The sequence below is a fragment of the Solwaraspora sp. WMMD792 genome (assembly GCF_029626105.1).
Taxonomy (GTDB): Bacteria; Actinomycetota; Actinomycetes; order Mycobacteriales; family Micromonosporaceae; genus Micromonospora_E.
In genome coordinates this window covers 3258475-3274468 of sequence record NZ_JARUBH010000009.1, presented here as the reverse complement: position 1 = coordinate 3274468, position 15994 = coordinate 3258475, and the positions used below count along the sequence as shown (strand labels likewise).

The window sequence follows — 15994 nt, the reverse complement described above, 5'->3', positions numbered from 1 at the left end:
GTTTCGCGGCTGAGCAGCCTATTTAACGACTGCCGAAACATCTCCGAAGGTCCACCGGTCACTGTCTGGATCGACGGCGCACGCCAGTCATCCCGATCAATCAGAAAAGAGGAGCGATGAACACGAAACAGCGTCGGACAGGTCGCCGGGTGGCGGCGCTGCTCGCCACCGTGGCGATCGGTGCGGCAGCCCAACTCGTCTCGACCACCCCGGCAGCCGCAGTCAGCGGGCTGTTCCGGAGCACCCACCCGGCCTCCGTGCCGGATTCGCTGTCGCCGAAGTACCGGGCGGCCGAGTGCCCGACCGGGACGCGGGTGATCGGCGGCGGTGCCCGGGTCAGCGGCCCAGCCGCCGGGTCGATCCGGCTGAGCGTGCTGCGGCCGGTCAGTGGCCCTGGCCAGAGCGACAGCTACGAGGTCTGGGCGGACGAACCGCCGGGCGGCGTCAGCGGCAACTGGGCGTTGGAGGGGTACGCCATCTGCGCACCGTCGGCCTCGGTGCCCGGCTACACCATCGTCCCGCAGGACTCCACCTACTCGTCGGCGTCGACTCGCAGCACCGCCGCTGGCTGCTCCGGTGGCCAGCGGGTGATCGGCACCGGGGCGGGTATCACCGGTGGCGGCTTCGGCAACGTCGGCCTGCAGATGTCCCGGGCCTCCGGACCACTGGACATCGCCCGGGCCGCCGCCGCCGAGGACGGCGCCTACTCGGGCAACTGGCGGGTTACCGCGTACGCCATCTGCGCCAACCCGGTGGGGGCGGCGGCCGAAGGATCGGTCCAGACCGGGGTCGCCTCGGCCAGCGACTCCTGCCCGGCCGGTGAGCAGGTGCACTCGGTCGGCGGGGCGACGGGAGCGGGTGCCTCCGGGCAGACCTTCCTGAGCTCGCTCTACATGGACGCCGGCCTCACCTCGGTTCGCCTGTCACTGACCGGAGTACCCACCGACGGTCTGGCGATCCAGGCGATCTGCGCCTGACACCGGCGGCGACGGTGATCCCGGGCCGGAGGACCCGATCAGCCGCACAGTGAGAACCGATGGGCCGCAGGGGGCATCCGCCACCCTGCGGCCCACCAGGGATCCCTCATGTTTTCCTCAGTACCGCCTCAGATATCAGCAGGTCGACCGTGCGACGATCTTGGCGCCTCCCGACACGTCGAGGGCGGCGGTGAGGTGGAGACGGTGTCAGCGAACCGCGAGGTTCTCAACTTCTACGCGGGACCGACCGGCCTGCCCCGCAGCGTCATGGAACGCATCCGCGTCGAACTCGGCGACTTCCAGGGCACCGGGATGAGTGTGATGGAGATCAGTCACCGGGCACCTGAGGTCGAGTTCCTGCTGGCCGACACGACCGAGCGGGTCCGTCACCTGCTGGGCCTCGGCGACGAGTCCGACGTTCTGCTGCTGCAGGGCGGCGGATCGCTGCAGTTCGCGATGGTCCCGATGAACTTCTCGGCACCCGGTGACCCGGTCGACTACATCGACACCGGGTACTGGGCCGCCAAGGCGATCCGGGAGCCCCGGACCCTCGGACGGGACGTCGCGGTGGTGGCCTCCTCCGCCGACCGGGACCACACCTACGTTCCGCCGGCCGGCTCGATCCGGCCCCGGCCGGACGCCCGGTACGTGCACCTGGTCACCAACAACACGGTGGAGGGCACCCAGTTCCACCAGGCACCCGCCGTCGCGGTGCCGGTGATCGCCGACATGAGCTCCGACCTGATGTCCGACACCTTCGACCCGGCGGCGTACGACGTCGTCTACGCCCACGCGCAGAAGAACATCGGCGTCGCCGGAGTGACCGTCGTGGTCGCGCGTCGGCGCATGCTGGACGACATCGTCAATGAGCTGCCGGCGGTGCTCGACTACCGGGTGCACCGACAGCACGGGTCGAACTTCCACACCCCGCCGACCTTCGCCATCTACGTCACCTGGCTGATGCTGGGCTGGTTGGCCGACGAGATCGGCGGGCTGGCCAGCATGGGCGGGATCAACCGGCGCAAGGCCGGGATCCTCTACGACTACCTGGACAGCGTCCCGTTCTACCGCACCACCGTCGACCCCGCGTCACGTTCGCTGATGAACGTGGTGTTCGATCTGCCCACCCCGCAGCTGCTCGCGGGGTTTCTGGCCGAGGCGCAGCAGGCCGGTATCGCCGGGCTGGCCGGGCACCGCTCGGTGGGTGGCTGCCGGGCCAGCCTGTTCAACGCCGTGACCGTCGAGTCGGTCGAACGGCTGGTCGACTTCCTGCACACTTTCGAGCGCCGCAACCGGACGACGGACCTGCCACCCGATCCGTCCACCGAACGATAGAGACAAGTCACTGATGAGTGCTGCTCCGTTCCAGGAACTGCCCTGGCCGCGTATCCGTGAACTCGTGGTCGACGCGCTGAGCGTCGGCCACCGAACCCACATGGCGCATGGCATGGTGGAGTTCGACGTCTCCCGCCCGATGGAGTTGATCGCGCGCTACCGTGCCCAGGTGCCCGACGGGCTGTCGTTCACCGCCTTCCTGGTCTACTGCCTCGGTCACGCGGTCGACGAACACAAGATGCTGCACGCCTTCCGCAAGGGCCGTCGCAAGCTGGTCGTCTTCGACGACGTGGACGTCAACACACTGCTGGAGAAGCGCAAGCCTGACGGATCGCTGGTACCGGTCATCTACGTGGTCCGGGCCGCGAACCGCAAGAGCCTGGCGCAGATCAACCACGAGATGCGCGCCGCCGCCCGTACCGACCTGTACGACGACGAGGGGGTCCGCCGGCGCCGCCAGCTCCTGCGGCTGCCGCGCCCGGCCCGGCGGGCAGTCTGGTGGTGGATGCGGCGCGACCCGGCCCGGGTCAAACGTCAGTGGGGCACCGTCGGGCTGTCCAATGTGGGCTCCTTCATCAGCCCGCGCCCGTCCTGGGGGATCTCGATCTCGTTCCTGACCAGCACGCTCATCGTCGGCGGAATGTTCGACAAGGTGCGGTGGATCGACGGTGCCGCCGCACCCCGCAAGACCCTCAGCGCCACCGTCACGGTCGACCACGACATCGTCGACGGTGCACCCGGAGCCCGGTTCGGCGAGACGTTGGCCGGGCTGATCGAGAACGCCGCCGGTCTGGATGACGAGTTCGTCACCGAGAGCCTCGCGTTGCAGGGAGCCGACAGTGCGCCGAACTGATCACCCGCCGCTGCGGCTGCGGCTCAGAGCGCTCCGCACCGACCTGCTGGGCGTGCAGAAGCGGCTGGTCGCCGACCACCGTGGGTTCGTCCGGTACCGCGTACTGCACCGGGTCTTCACACTGCTGGCCGACGCGGACGCCAACCAGCGGGTATTCATCGGAAACCTGCCCGGCTACGGTCGCAGCCTGCAGCACGACAACCTGTCGCTGATCATCGGCCAGGGCCTCATCTGCAGCGACGGTGAGACGTGGCGGCGGCAGCGGACGCTGACCCAGCCGGTGTTCAACCGGGCGCTGCTCGAACGCGTCGTCGAGATCACCGCCACCCTGATGACCGAGGTCGTCGACGGCTGGGAAAGCGCCCGCGAGCGGGGCGAACCGGTTGACGTCTTCAGCGACATGCAGACCCTGACCATGCGGGTCATGGCCGTGGCGCTGTTCAGCCACGACCCGAAGACGACCGCCAACGACTTCGTCGACACCGTACGGGTCGGGTTGGAAGTGGTGGTCCGGCGCAACATCAGCCCGGTGACGGTGCCCCTGTGGTTTCCCACCCGGCTGCACCGCAGGTTCGCCCGCCATCTGCGGGCGGTGGACGACTTCGTGGCGGATCGGATCGAGGAACGGCTGGCCGACAACGACCGGTACACCGACATCCTCGGTGACCTGATCCGCGCCTACGGTCCGCAGGCCGGTCAGCACCGTCGGGAACTGCGCGACCAGGTCGTCACCCTGTTCTTTGCCGGCTTTGAGACGACCGGGACGGCGCTGGCCTGGACCTGGCACCTGCTCGGCCAACACGACGAGAGCGCGAGCCGGTTCCGCGAGGAGCTGGCCCGGGTGCTCGGTGGACGGGCACCGAGCTACGACGCCCTGGGCGCCCTGGGCTACACCCGGCAGGTGATCCAGGAGTCGATGCGGCTCTACCCGCCGGTCTACACCCTCACCCGCCGGGCGGCCGCCGACGACGAGGTCGACGGCCACCGGATTCACCGGGGTGACAACCTCGTGATCCCGGTGCACGCGATGCACCGGATGCCGCAGTACTGGCCGGAACCGGACTCCTTCTGCCCGCACCGTTTCGCACCGGGTCGGATGACCACGCAGCAGCGGCGCGCCTATCTGCCGTTCGCCGCCGGGCAGCGCAAGTGCATCGGTACGAACTTCGCCATCACCGAGATGCTCACGGTGCTGGCGGTCGCCGGGCAGCGGGTGCGGCTGACCCCGGTCGACGGGCATCCGGTCGAGGTGGCACCGGCGGTCACCCAGTATCCCCGGTACGGGCTGCTCATGCATGTCGAACCGGTTGGCCCGGCATGAACGGGGACACCACGGAGGACGGCACTTTCTACGGCGTGCTCGACCCGGCCGACCCGGCGCAGGTGTCGGAGTACGAACAGGACTTCTACCGTGCCTACGCCGGCCTGACGGACAACCGGTTGGTCCGGCTGATCTGGGAGTGGGACGACACCGCACGGCGGCTGCGGACCCGGATTCCGTACCAGGACCAGATCGTCTACTGCTGGCGGGAGGGCACCGGCCGGCTCATCGGGGCCATGGCGGTCAGCGTCGTCGCCGACCGCGAGTTGCAGTCCGCGTCCTTCGGATTCCGGCCACCCGCATCAGCGGGCGCCGATCGGGGCGGCGGCCGGGTCTGCGAGATCCTCAACGTGATGAGCGCCGGCGGCGGGCATGTCTGGACGCGCGTCACGTACACCGGTTTCATCCGTGACTTCGGCTACCGCGACCTGGTGGCGCGCGGCTACGACCTCGCCTACGCCACCTGCACCCGTCGTCGGCTACGCCCGTACCTGCTGCTGGGCGCCGAGCTGCTGGACCGCCGGTCCATCGACGGTGAGGAGCGCATGTTCCTGCGCTGGCCGATCGGGGCGATGTCGAACTGAGCCGGGCGGGGAACCGAGCACCATCGACGACGCCCCGTGACCGGAATCTACGGCGGTATCACCCAGGCGAAGTGCCGGTCGCGATCGAGTAGCCCGGTAGGCTGCCGGCCCGTGAGCCTTTTGCGCAAGTCGGGAGTCCTCGACCGGGATGTACCTGTTACCTCGGATGACCATCCGAGCACGGTGACGGAGAAATCGGATCGGCCCGGCTGGCTGCGACGGCACCGAGGTTGGTGGTATCCGCTGGTCGTGGCGCTGCTGCTGGGGCAGATGGCGTTCGCGATGGTCACCACCGCGGTGGCGCAGGCGCCGACCATCGACGAGCCGGTGTACGTCGGTGCGGCCGCGCTCTACCTGCAGGGCGGCGGTCTGCAGGTCAACCCGGAGCATCCGCCGCTGGGCAAACTGATCATCGGGGTCGGCCTGGCGTTCGTCGACCCGTACATCGAGCCGTCCTTCCAGGGCAACCAGACGGACCTCGGGCGGCACGTGCTCTACGAAGCGGGCAACGACGCCGACCGGCTGCTGTTGCTGGCCCGGTTGCCGATGATCGGGCTGACCCTCGCGTTCGGGTTGGTGGTCTTCGCGTTCGCCCGCGACATCACCGGCCGGGCCGGTGCCCTGCTCGCTCTGGCGGTGTACGCGTTCACGCCTGACGTGATCGCGCACGGCTCGCTGGCCACCCTCGACATGCCCACCGCCGGGTTCCTGCTGACCTCGGTCTGGCTGCTGTGGCGGGCGCGGCGGCGACCGTGGCTCTACCTGCCGTTGGCCGGCCTGGCGCTCGGCGCGGCACTGGCCACCAAGATGAGCGCGTTGGCGGCGGTCCCGGTGCTGCTGGCGCTGGCCGCCTGGTCGGTCCGGCACGCCCGGCCGGCCTGGCCACCCCGCCCGTCCTCACCCCGGGCCCGGCGGTACGTCGTCGCCGGTGCGGCCGCGACCGCGATAGGACTCCTCGCGTTGCTGACCGTGTGGGCCAGCTACCTCGTCGTCGACCCACGGCTGCAGACGGTGCCGTCCGGCTCGGTGCCGGCGATCGGCGGGTTGCGCGGAACCATGGTCGACTGGCTGCCGTTTCCGGAGTCGTTCCGCGACGGCATGCGGATCCAGTTCGGCTTCGAGGACTGGAAATGGGGCGGGTACCTGTTCGGTGAGACCTACTCCGGCCACCGGTGGTACTACCTGCCGGCCGCGCTGCTGGTGAAGACGCCGCTCGGGGCGCTGGTGCTGTGGCTGGTCGGTGCGGCGGCGATGCTGTCGGTGCCCCGGCTGCGCCCGGCCGCCGGGTACCTGCTGGTGCCGGCCGGCGTACTGCTGGCCGTCGCGATGACCGGCTCCCGCGACCTCGGCGTCCGGTACGCGATCGTCGTCCCGATCTTCCTGGCCGTGGCGGCGGCGGCCGTGACCGCCGTGCGGTGGCCGGCCGCTGCCGCCCGGTATGCCCGGCCGGCCGCAGTGGTGCTGGTCGCGCTGGTCGCGGTCAGCTCGGCCCGCGCGTTCCCGTTCTACCTGCCGTACGCCAACGAGGCGTTCGGCGGCCCGGCGCGCACCTACCACCATCTGCACGACTCGAACGTGGACTGGGGACAGGACCTGAGCCGGCTGGCCGACCGGCTGCGGCAGCGGTACCCGGACGAGCGGGTGTGGCTGGCCTACAAGGGCGCCGGGGTGCCGGAGTACTACGGCATCACCGCCACTGATCCGCGCGAGGTGCCGCCCGAGGAGGTACGCGGTCTGCTGGTCGTGTCGAACACCTGGGTGGCGACCACCGGCGGTGAGTTGCGCGAGCTGATCGACAGCAGCGAACCGATCGACCAGGTCGGTCACTCGATCACCATCTTCCGCCGCTGACCCGGTGACCACCGCGCGTATTTTCGGCGGGAGCTCACCGGTGCCGGTCGTGGGCGAGCCGCCGCACGACCCGGGCGACGGCCAGCCCGGCCGGTGACGTCGCGTCCCGCCGCCACACCAGCTCCAGATCGGGGGCGGGCAGCTCGTCGGTCAGCTGGAGCACCACCCCGTCCACTGTGGGTAGCTCGGCGAGTGAGCGGGGCACCAGGGCGAAACCGTCAACGTCTGCCAGCCCGATCCGGCGCCACCCCAGCTGCTCGCAGTCGACCACCTCGACGGCTACACCGGCGCGGGCGCTGGCGGCCAGGATCGCCGACCGGTAGCCGGGCGTCAGCTCCTCCGGTGGCAGACTCAGCCGGCGGTCGGCCAAGTCGGCCAACCTGACCGCGTCCGACCTGACCGCGTCCGATCCGATAGCGGTACGCCCGGCCAGCGGATGCCCGGCGTCGACCACCGCCATCAGCGGCTCCCGGCGTACTGTCTGGCGGTCCAGGTCCTGGTGGCCCGGCATCCCCCGGGACAGCACCAGGTCGAACCGGCCGGCCCGCAGGCCGACGTCCAGCTCGGCCGGCCACGCCTCCCGCGTCCGTACGGTGATCTGCGGATGGGCCGCCCGTACCGCCGCCAGCAAGCGCGGCAGCACCTGCGACGTGGCGCTGGCGACCAACCCGATGCGTACCGTCCCGGTCTGACCCTGCCCGGCGGCCCGGGTCACCCGGACCACCGAGTCGGCGTCGTCGAGTAGCCGCCGGGCGGACGCCACGAACGCCGCGCCCGCGTCGGTCAGCCGGGTCGGCCGCCGCTCGAACAGCGGTACGCCGAGCTGCCGCTCCAGGTCGCGGATCTGCCGGCTCAGTGGCGGCTGCGCCATGTGTAGCCGGCGCGCCGCGCTCTCGAAGCTGCCTTCCTCGGCGACGGCGACGACGTACCGCATGACGCGCAGATCGACCGACATACCGGCACGGTATCCCGACATACCCAGGTGATCTTGTTGCGGGTCGTTCCCGCCGGTCAGTCTCGAATCGACCGACCACCGGAAGGGACACAGTGCACACATCTCGACTGCTCGTCGCGGCCACCGTCGCCGCGACGTCCGGCGTACTCGCCGCTGGGCCGGCGGCACCCGCAGCTCCCGCTGCGGCCGCACCGATCGCATTTCACGCCGGCTCGGCGCAGGCTAACCACCAGCACCAGCACCAGCACCACCAGCGGCCGGGCAGCTACGTGCTGGCCGGCGACGATGCCTACCCGGAAGGCATCGCCCGCGACCCGCGCGGCCCGTACTTCTACGTCAGTAGCCTCACCGACGGGCGGATCTACCGGGGCGACGTCCGCTCCCCACGGACCACCGTCTGGCTGGCCGGCAACGCCGCCGACGGCCGGACCACCGCCGGTGGCATGAAGGTCGACCGGGCGGGCCGGCTGATCGTCGCCGGCGGCGGCACCGGCTACGTCTGGGTGTACGACACCCGCAGCGGCGACCTGCTGCACCGCTTCGCCACCGGCATCCCGAACTCGATGCTCAACGACGTCGCGCTGGCCGCCAATGGCGACGTCTACGTGACCGACTCGTTCCAGCCAACTCTGTACCGGATCCCTGCCGGGCAGCTGTGTGGCGGCGTCGGGGCGACCGCACCGCTGCGGCCGTTCGCCGACCTGCGGGGCACCAGCATCGACTACGGCGACGGGTTCAACCTCAACGGACTGGTGGTCACCCCGGACCAGCGGTATCTGATCGTCGCGGACTACAACGACGGCGCGCTGCACCGCGTCGACCTGCGGCGGCGTACCGTCTCCGCGATCGACCTGGGCGGCGCGGCGGTACACGGCGACGGCCTGCTGATCCGGGGCGGCCTGCTGTACGCGGTCAGCAACGTCGACGGTAACGGGGACACGGTCAATGTGCTGCGGCTGCACCGCCACGCCACCCGGGCCACGCTGCTGGCCCGGGTCACCGACCCCCGGCTGCACGGCCCGTCGACGGCCGCGTTCGACGGCCGCGACCTGCTGGTGGTCAACTTCCAGTACGGGGCGACCGACCCGGTGCTGCCGTACACGGTGGTCCGGATAACCGCTCGCTGGTGACGATCCGCCGTCCGGCCCCCACACCACGGGTGCGGGGGCCGGACGGTCCGACTGGATCCCACCACAGGTCCGCGGCTGAGCCGCAGGTCCGTGCACCGACCCGAAGTAATTGATGCTGCTGTATGTTATCTGACACCCAATCTGGCTGACTCTGCGTATCGTCGTTGATGGCGGCGACTACCCGAGTACGGACCGCGCCCTACGTGGTCCGGGCCAAGGAGGGTGCCGATGGCCCCCAGCGGACCTGGCCGACGCCGGCTTGCCCACCTCGTCGGCGTCGCGGACCCCGACGGGCTGCGCGAGCGCGCCGAGGCGTTCGCACTCACCGCCGACCACGACGACCACGACCACCGGTCCACCGGGCCGCACCACGCCACGGACACCACCGGCACGGTCAGCGTGACGGTTGACGACCGTGCCCGGGTCCTCGACGTCACGGTCGCCCGCCGTTGGCGCGAACGCCTGCCGCCATCGGCCTTCGCGGAGGCGTTGTACGAGGCGTACGTCAGTGCGGTGCGGGCGTCGTTCGAATCCGCCGCGCTCGCCGCGTTGCGTGTCGACGCCGGCCACCGTAGACGGAACGAGCCAGCGCCGGACGATCCAATACCGGCATCGGACGAGCCGACGCCGGCTTCCGACGATCCCGGCTGGTCCGGCGGGCTGCGGGCGACCCTGGACCGCAACGGCGCGACACTGCGGCGGCTGTCCCGCAGGCAAACGCCGCCCGCCGTGGACGAACATGGCGTGCCGAGCCCGCACGGCTATCTGAACCTGCGGCTGCGTGGCCGTGGCCTCGTCGGCGTCATCGGCGACGTGCGACGCGTCGCCGGTGCCGACGCCGCACAACTGCGCGGTGACGCCCTGGCCGCGATGCGGGCAGCCGGTCTCGCCGGGCATCCCCATCAGCTCGGCCGATGAGGAGAGCGAAATGGCCGACGAACTGGACGTTGTCACCGACGCGCTGCGGGCCGAGAGCAGCAAGTGGCACCGTCTGTCCGACAGCATGATGAGTGTCAAGCTCGCCGCCGAGCGGTTGACCCTCGCTCCGACCGCGTTCTACATCGGCCAGGTCAGCGGCGACGTGCACTCCGTCGCGTACGACGAATTCCATGCCTTCCTGACCAAGGTGCTCGGCGAAGCCGCTACCGAGTTCGATGAGATCGGCGCGGTGCTGCGCGATTTGGCCGACCGCTACGACGAGGCCGACGCGGTCATCGCACTCGACCTCAACGACGTCTACCGCCGGTAGCCGGCCAGGGAGGAGAGCCGGCCATGCCACCGCCGGACCAGGAGTACGGCCCACCGTTCAACGAGGCGTTCGAGCAGATCCACTCCGGCGTCGAGATCGCGGTGGAGAAGTTCAACGAGACGATGGACAACATCAACCGCTGGCAGTGGATGCTCGGCGCCGCCGCGCAGTGGTGGATCCACGACCGGTCGCAGCAGGTCCGGGGACACCTCGAGACGGTCCTCGACAGAGTTGATCACGCCGTCGACCATCAACTGCCGGTACTGTCGCTCATCTCCACCAGTTTCCGGTGGCTCGACGAGGTCCGGACCCCGGTGTCCGAGCTGTCCTTCCAGGTGGTCGATCCGCTCGACCAGAACCTGCACCGCTGGACGGGTGAGGCGGCGACCGCCTACCAGTCCAAGCTCGGCCACCAGCAGCGGGCTGTCGACGAGACGGTGGTCAAGACCGAGTTCGTCAGCCAGTGGCTGTTCGGCGTGGCGCGGTCGAACATCGAGTACGCCGTCGAGCTGGCGCGGGTCGTTACGGAACTCGCCGGCCATCTGGCCCAGGCTGCGGTCGACACGGCGGCTGTCATCAATATCCCGTGGGCGATCGACGCGCTCGCCGGGGCGGTCGGCGACCTGGTGACCGCCAGCCTGGACAACCTGCTGGCGATCGGGGAGCGGTTCGTCGGATCGATCAGCGAGAAACGCGACCTCGCCGCCCAGGCCGGTGACCATTCGCGGCTGCCGAACGGCTCGTGGCCGCAGGCGGTACGCAACAGTTAGCCGTCGGCGGACGGGCGGCAGCTGGTCAGGTGTGCGGTACCAGGGCCAATGCCGCCTCGGCGATGGTCCTGGCCGGGGCCGCGAGCTGGGCGGTGGGGACGAACTCGTTTCCACCGACGGCCAGCCAGACCAGGAGCATCAGGTTGGCGAGCCGCACGTGGATCATGTACTCGGCGTACTTGAAGCCCGGCTCCGTCCGCCGGGCGAACGCCGCCGCCTGGTCGCCGAGGCCCGGCACACCGCCCTCCGGCAGCATGACGGTGAACTCACCCCGGTCGCGGTACAGCCTCTCGGCATCGGCCACTGTCGCCGGCGTCGCCGCCTCCACCCGCAGGCTGCCGAGGTGCCCACTGCGGGTGACGAGCTTGAACAGGCACGCCGCGCCGGGTGTCGCCCGTGGTGGCGTGGGATCCGTGGACTCCACGGTGACGGCGAGGGCCGCCAGCGGGTCGAGATCGACGAGTTGGCACAGGTCCAGGCCGTCGGCGCCGTACCGGGGACCGGTCGGCGTCGGCGTCGGCTCGGCCGTTGTCGTCCGGAACGCCGGGGGTGACAGCTCCGGCAGGGACGATCCACCGCCGCACCCGCCGACAAGTACGGCGAGTGCGAGCGCCACCGGCGCCAGCCGGTAGGGACCATTCAGTCGAGCCATCGTTGCTGACGGTAGCTGCTGATGCCGACAGTAGCTATCTTGTCACTGACTTTTGTCTATCAATTTGTTTTCATGGCAGATCGGGCTCGGGAGGTAACGCGGCGGCGACCCGTTCGGCGTACCGTCGGGCCTCGACGTCGTCGGCGTAGCGGCGGCGCGGCCAGAAGAAGCCGCGCAGCCCGTCGCCCCTGGTCCGGGGCACCACGTGGGTGTGCAGGTGCGGCACCGACTGGGACACCCGGTTGTTGATCGCGACGAAGGTGCCGCCCGCGTCCAGGCCAGCCTCGACCGCCGCCGCGACCCGCTGCACCAGTGAGAAGTACCCGGCCAGATCGGCCGGCGGCAGGTCGGTCAGGGTGACCACGTGCGGGCGCGGGCTGATCAGCACGTGGCCCGGGAACACCGGCCGGGTGTCCAGGAACGCCACCCCGGCGGGGGAGTGGGCGACCCGCCACGCGGGGGACTCCCCGGCGATGATCCGGCAGAACACGCACCCGTTCACCGGCGCAGCCTAGCCCGGCTGGTGCTCGACCAGCAGGTTCCACCGCACGTCCGCGCCGGCCTCGACCCGGATGGTGACCGGACCGCCCGGGTGGTCCTGGTCGACGTTGCGGGTCTTCGTCACCTCGTCGGCGGGGCACTGCAGCTCGAACCGCATCCCCGGGTCGAGGAACACCGCGAGGTCGGCAGCTCCGCTGGTGGCGGCGGCATCCCCATGGCCGCCGCTGACGCAGTCGAGGCTGACCGACAGTCGGCCGGGCGGGATCTCAACCGTGCCGACCGAGACCGGGCCGCTGGTGGCGGCCACCGAGGCGACGGGCCGGGCGTCGGCCATCGGGTCGGGCAGCGGCGCGATCGTCGGTGCGGGCGCGACCGGCGGCGGCTGTGCCGCTGACCGCTGATCGACCGGGTCGGCGCTGGTGGCGGGCGGGCCGGTGTCGGCTTCCGACGGGTCGGCGGTGCAGGCTGCGGTGCCTGCCCCGATGGCGACGACGGTGAGTACGACGCCGAGCGTCGCGCGGACGTGACTCACTCGTACCGCTGCAGGATCTGTTTCATCTGGTCGATCTCCTCCTGCTGCGTCTCGACGATCTGTCCACACAGCTCGATGATCTCCGGGTCGGTGATGTCCGACCGCTCGCAGACCAGGATCGCCCGCGAGTGGTGCGGGATCATCGACTTGAGGAACTGCTCGTTGCCGATGAAGCTCTCCTGTCGACCGAAGTAGAACGCCACCCCGAACAGGACGACGAACCCGACCGCCAGGATCACGTTCAGCGTACGGTTGCCGAACATCATCCACATCACCCCGAGCATGATCACCCCCATCGGGGCGACCATCATCAACGCCATGTAGGTGTTGCTGAGGTTGAGGTAGAAGTCGTCGATGGTCCAGATCATCGAGTACGTCAGCAGCAGCATCACCACGAAACTCAGCGTCAACGCGACGCCCAGCCGCAGGTAGCTCCGGTTCATCATCGCCAGCTCTCCGTACGTCGTCGGGCCCGATCGCGGCGTCGCACGTGATCCGCCGCAACCTTCGCCTACCCGCCCTGACGGTGCGGTAACACCCGCGACGGCACCTGTCGCCGGACGCCGACGGTCAGCAGGTAGCCGATCATCCAGATTTCCCCGACGGTGGCCGGCGCCACGAGCAGGTCGGCGACGATCCGGGCGTCGGGCGCGAGGTAGAGCAGGAATCCGCTCGTGAGGTAGCAGATTCCGCCGACGACGAGCACCCAGCCGAGCGGTCGCGGCATCCAGCGTGACCGGAGCACACAGGTGCCCATCGGGATGAGCCAGAGCCCGAAGAACAGGTTGCCGACCCCCCACAGGTTGTCGCTGACCAGGTAGAGGGTCTGGACGGTGGTTGCGGCGTCGCCGATCGGCTCGCCCGCGAGCTCGCCGGCCGTGGCGAGCATGGCCGCGCTGCCCATGATCGCCACCGCGTTGACCAGACCGAACGCGCCGATGCTGCCGGCGGCGACCGGGTCGGCGGTGCGGAAGAGGCGGTAGAACCAGACGGCGGCGAGCGCCTGGGTGACGACGACGCCCAGCTCGAGCGCGACGCCGACGCGGGCGAGCGTCTCGTGCCCGACCAGGTTGCCCAGCGTCGCTGCGGGGTCGCCGGCGATGAACAGCTGGGGTCGGACGATCAGAAAGCCGAGCATGGCGGTTATGCCGAGGCCTAAATAGAACACGCCGGTCAGCCGCGCCGTGCGAACCAGATCGCTCATGAGTATTCCCCTCTCGTCCTCCGGGCGTCGGTAGCCGCGACCGGTCGGTCTTACGCTGTAAGGCAGGCTAACTTACGGCGTAAGGCTGGGGCAAGCGGAGATCGTCGGGGGACCGGCATGTGCGGCCGGCACGCGGGCTTGTGCCGGCTTCCTACCCTGAAGCCCGGGCCACATGTGACGGAGAGTGCGATGTCGCTGCAGGAACATCTGCCGACCATCCTCGCGGTGGTCGTCGGCGGGGTGCTCACCTACGTCGGCACCGGGATCACCGAGCGCAGCCGGTGGCGCCGGGAACAGTCCGTGCGGTGGGACGAGCGGCGGCTCGCCGGGTACGTCGAATTCGCCGCCACCGCCAAGCAGATCGCCCTGCTCTCCTCACGGGTGCTGGCCAGCCGCGGTCTGGTCACCGCGATCAGCCCGATCGACCGCGAGGAAGGGCTGGCCCGGCTCGGACAGGCTGAGTCGGACCGGTCCGTGTGCTTCGAGTCGATCCTGCTGCTCGCCGACGGGCCGACCATCGCCGCCGCGCAGGCACTCACGGATACGCTGTGGCGGCTGGAGGCCTTTGCCACCGGTGACGAACCGGTCGACGAACAGACCTGGCGTACCGGGTTCGCCGACTACCGCCGTGCCCGGGCGCAGTTCTACCAGCGGGCCCGGCTCGACATGGGGGTGCGCGCGGCGCAGATCCCGATGAACGCGATCGCCTCCCGCGACGCCCGCCCACCGGGATCGCTCGCCGCCACCGGCACCGACTGACCGCGCGGAACCGCCGCTCAGCAGCGCAGGTCGAGCCAGACGAGCCGGTGGTCCGAGGTCGGGAACCCGCCGGGCAGCGCCGGGTCGTAGTCGCCGACCAGCCGGAACAGCGGATCGTCCGGCGTCGGCCAGAAAACCCCGCCGCCCGCCGTCCGCAGCCGGCGGCTGGGCAGCAGGTAGTCGACCCGAAGGTTGCCCGGCGTACCGTCGGCGAAGTCGGCGGTGTCGTAGCGGGAGTCGCCCTCGTGGGTCAGGTTCGCCCCGCCCTGGCGCTGGCTGGCCGCCGGCCCGCCCGCGCTGGTCGGCGGTCGCCGGTCGTCGACCAGCGGATGCCCGGTGACCTGCTGGGCCGATCCCGGGATGCTGTCGCCGTCGTACGGGTCGGAGTTGAGGTCACCGGCGATGACGAACCGGGTACCCGGACGCAGCCCACCGCGGCGGCCCCGGTCGTCGTAGATGTAGCCGGACCGGGCCGGGGTGACGTAGTCGGCCCAGAACCGGATTTCGTCGTGGTTGCGCCGGCCGTTGCGGTCCTCCGGGCCGTCGAACACCGGCGGCGTGGGGTGGCTGGCCAGCAGATGCACGGTGTGCCGGCCGATCCGCACCGGCACGTCCCAGTGGCTCTTCGACGACAGCCGGACGTCCGCGAGGGCCTCGGGGGAGTACCAGTCGGCGGGCTCCGGGGTGTCCGGGTCGTCCGGCAGCAGCGCCCCCGGCATGTCGCGCCAGCGGAACGTCTGGAAGGTGCGCAGCGACTGCCGGTCGATCGGGTGACGCGAGTAGACCGCCATGCCGTACTGGCCGGGGAACAGCCCGAAGCCGTACGCGTCGTCCGGGCCGCCGACCGTACCGTCGCGGTTGAGGTCGTGCCCGGACGGTACGCCGGTGTTCGACGGGGCGCTGAACCGGTACGGGTAGTGGATCGGCCTGGCCCCGCCCTGGCCGCGGGACAGGTAGTTGCGCTGGAACAGCTCGACGGCCCGCCCCTCGGCGTCGTGGTCGAACTCGTTGATCAGCAGCACGTCGGGGCGGACCCGCTGAATCACCTCGGCGACGTTGGCGGCCTGCCGATCGCCCAGAGTGGACAGGTCGGCCACCAGGCCGCCGTCGACGCCCCGGTTGAGCGATGCGTTGAAGGTGGCGAACCGGATGCCGTCGTGCCCACCGGCCGGTGTACCGGCTGCCGTCGCCGTCCCGGGCGCCAGTCCTGCCGCCAGACCGGTGGCGATCATCGCCATCAGAGCGGTCACCGTTCGTGTCCGTACCCGCTGTGTCACCGTGCCACCCTCCGGTCGTGTGGTGACCAGTTAACCGGATCTAT

Annotated in this window: 18 protein-coding genes; 11 read left to right on the top strand and 7 right to left on the bottom strand. The window is 70.4% G+C overall.

Annotated elements, in window-relative coordinates:
• Nucleotides 1–116 precede the first annotated feature (116 nt).
• The 6 genes from O7629_RS15820 (at nucleotide 117) to O7629_RS15795 (ending at nucleotide 6921) form a co-directional block, all read left to right on the top strand.
• The gene (locus tag O7629_RS15820; protein ID WP_278170084.1) at nucleotides 117–977 is read left to right on the top strand and encodes a hypothetical protein; all 861 of its coding nucleotides are present in this window, start codon (nucleotides 117–119) and stop codon (nucleotides 975–977) included.
• A 204-nt stretch (nucleotides 978–1181) separates the two neighbouring features.
• Nucleotides 1182–2312, top strand: a complete 1131-nt coding sequence (gene serC, locus O7629_RS15815; RefSeq protein WP_278170083.1) for a 3-phosphoserine/phosphohydroxythreonine transaminase — start codon at nucleotides 1182–1184, stop codon at nucleotides 2310–2312.
• A 13-nt stretch (nucleotides 2313–2325) separates the two neighbouring features.
• Nucleotides 2326–3165, top strand: a complete 840-nt coding sequence (locus O7629_RS15810; RefSeq protein ID WP_278170081.1) for a 2-oxo acid dehydrogenase subunit E2 — start codon at nucleotides 2326–2328, stop codon at nucleotides 3163–3165.
• Nucleotides 3152–4486, top strand: coding sequence for a cytochrome P450 (locus O7629_RS15805; protein WP_278170080.1), 1335 nt, complete (start codon nucleotides 3152–3154; stop codon nucleotides 4484–4486). The genes O7629_RS15810 and O7629_RS15805 overlap by 14 nt, the downstream gene beginning before the upstream one ends.
• The gene (locus O7629_RS15800; protein WP_278170079.1) at nucleotides 4483–5070 is read left to right on the top strand and encodes a hypothetical protein; all 588 of its coding nucleotides are present in this window, start codon (nucleotides 4483–4485) and stop codon (nucleotides 5068–5070) included. The genes O7629_RS15805 and O7629_RS15800 overlap by 4 nt, the downstream gene beginning before the upstream one ends.
• 183 nt (nucleotides 5071–5253) lie before the next feature.
• Nucleotides 5254–6921 (top strand): phospholipid carrier-dependent glycosyltransferase, encoded by a 1668-nt coding sequence (locus O7629_RS15795; protein WP_278170078.1) that lies wholly within the window; start codon nucleotides 5254–5256, stop codon nucleotides 6919–6921.
• Nucleotides 6922–6955: 34 nt separating this feature from the next.
• Here O7629_RS15795 and O7629_RS15790 read toward each other — a convergent pair whose 3' ends face one another.
• A complete protein-coding gene (locus tag O7629_RS15790; protein WP_278170077.1) occupies nucleotides 6956–7876 on the bottom strand; it encodes a LysR substrate-binding domain-containing protein in 921 nt (306 codons plus the stop codon).
• 92 nt (nucleotides 7877–7968) lie between these two features.
• On the opposite strand from O7629_RS15790, the gene O7629_RS15785 reads away from it, so the two are divergent.
• The 4 genes from O7629_RS15785 to O7629_RS15770 all read left to right on the top strand — a co-directional run bounded on the left by O7629_RS15785 (nucleotide 7969) and on the right by O7629_RS15770 (nucleotide 11025).
• Nucleotides 7969–9006 (top strand): hypothetical protein, encoded by a 1038-nt coding sequence (locus O7629_RS15785; RefSeq protein ID WP_278170076.1) that lies wholly within the window; start codon nucleotides 7969–7971, stop codon nucleotides 9004–9006.
• Nucleotides 9007–9234: 228 nt separating this feature from the next.
• Nucleotides 9235–9924 carry a hypothetical protein gene (locus tag O7629_RS15780; protein ID WP_278170075.1) on the top strand — a complete coding sequence of 230 codons (690 nt, stop codon included), beginning with the start codon at nucleotides 9235–9237 and terminating at the stop codon, nucleotides 9922–9924.
• 10 nt (nucleotides 9925–9934) lie between these two features.
• Nucleotides 9935–10255, top strand: coding sequence for a type VII secretion target (locus O7629_RS15775; protein WP_278170074.1), 321 nt, complete (start codon nucleotides 9935–9937; stop codon nucleotides 10253–10255).
• A 23-nt stretch (nucleotides 10256–10278) separates the two neighbouring features.
• The gene (locus tag O7629_RS15770) at nucleotides 10279–11025 is read left to right on the top strand and encodes a hypothetical protein (protein WP_278170073.1); all 747 of its coding nucleotides are present in this window, start codon (nucleotides 10279–10281) and stop codon (nucleotides 11023–11025) included.
• Nucleotides 11026–11050: 25 nt separating this feature from the next.
• Here the strand turns inward: O7629_RS15770 and O7629_RS15765 are convergent, their stop codons facing one another.
• The 5 genes from O7629_RS15765 to O7629_RS15745 all read right to left on the bottom strand — a co-directional run bounded on the left by O7629_RS15765 (nucleotide 11051) and on the right by O7629_RS15745 (nucleotide 13914).
• Nucleotides 11051–11677 (bottom strand): hypothetical protein, encoded by a 627-nt coding sequence (locus tag O7629_RS15765; protein WP_278170072.1) that lies wholly within the window; start codon nucleotides 11675–11677, stop codon nucleotides 11051–11053.
• A gap of 70 nt (nucleotides 11678–11747) precedes the next feature.
• On the bottom strand, nucleotides 11748–12179 hold the full coding sequence (locus O7629_RS15760; protein ID WP_278170071.1) for an HIT family protein: 432 nt from the start codon (nucleotides 12177–12179) through the stop codon (nucleotides 11748–11750).
• 9 nt (nucleotides 12180–12188) lie between these two features.
• Nucleotides 12189–12710: a hypothetical protein gene (locus O7629_RS15755; protein WP_278170070.1), complete on the bottom strand. Its 522-nt coding sequence runs from the start codon at nucleotides 12708–12710 to the stop codon at nucleotides 12189–12191.
• Nucleotides 12707–13156 carry a DUF305 domain-containing protein gene (locus O7629_RS15750; RefSeq protein ID WP_278170068.1) on the bottom strand — a complete coding sequence of 150 codons (450 nt, stop codon included), beginning with the start codon at nucleotides 13154–13156 and terminating at the stop codon, nucleotides 12707–12709. Before O7629_RS15750 ends, O7629_RS15755 begins: the two co-directional genes overlap by 4 nt.
• Before the next feature lie 65 nt (nucleotides 13157–13221).
• The gene (locus O7629_RS15745; protein WP_278170067.1) at nucleotides 13222–13914 is read right to left on the bottom strand and encodes a DUF4386 domain-containing protein; all 693 of its coding nucleotides are present in this window, start codon (nucleotides 13912–13914) and stop codon (nucleotides 13222–13224) included.
• Nucleotides 13915–14103: 189 nt separating this feature from the next.
• Between O7629_RS15745 and O7629_RS15740 the strand changes: the two genes are divergently transcribed.
• Nucleotides 14104–14673, top strand: coding sequence for a hypothetical protein (locus O7629_RS15740; protein WP_278170065.1), 570 nt, complete (start codon nucleotides 14104–14106; stop codon nucleotides 14671–14673).
• 17 nt (nucleotides 14674–14690) lie between these two features.
• On the opposite strand, the gene O7629_RS15735 is transcribed toward O7629_RS15740, so the two are convergent.
• Nucleotides 14691–15923 carry an endonuclease/exonuclease/phosphatase family protein gene (locus O7629_RS15735; protein ID WP_278170063.1) on the bottom strand — a complete coding sequence of 411 codons (1233 nt, stop codon included), beginning with the start codon at nucleotides 15921–15923 and terminating at the stop codon, nucleotides 14691–14693.
• Nucleotides 15924–15994 lie beyond the last annotated feature (71 nt).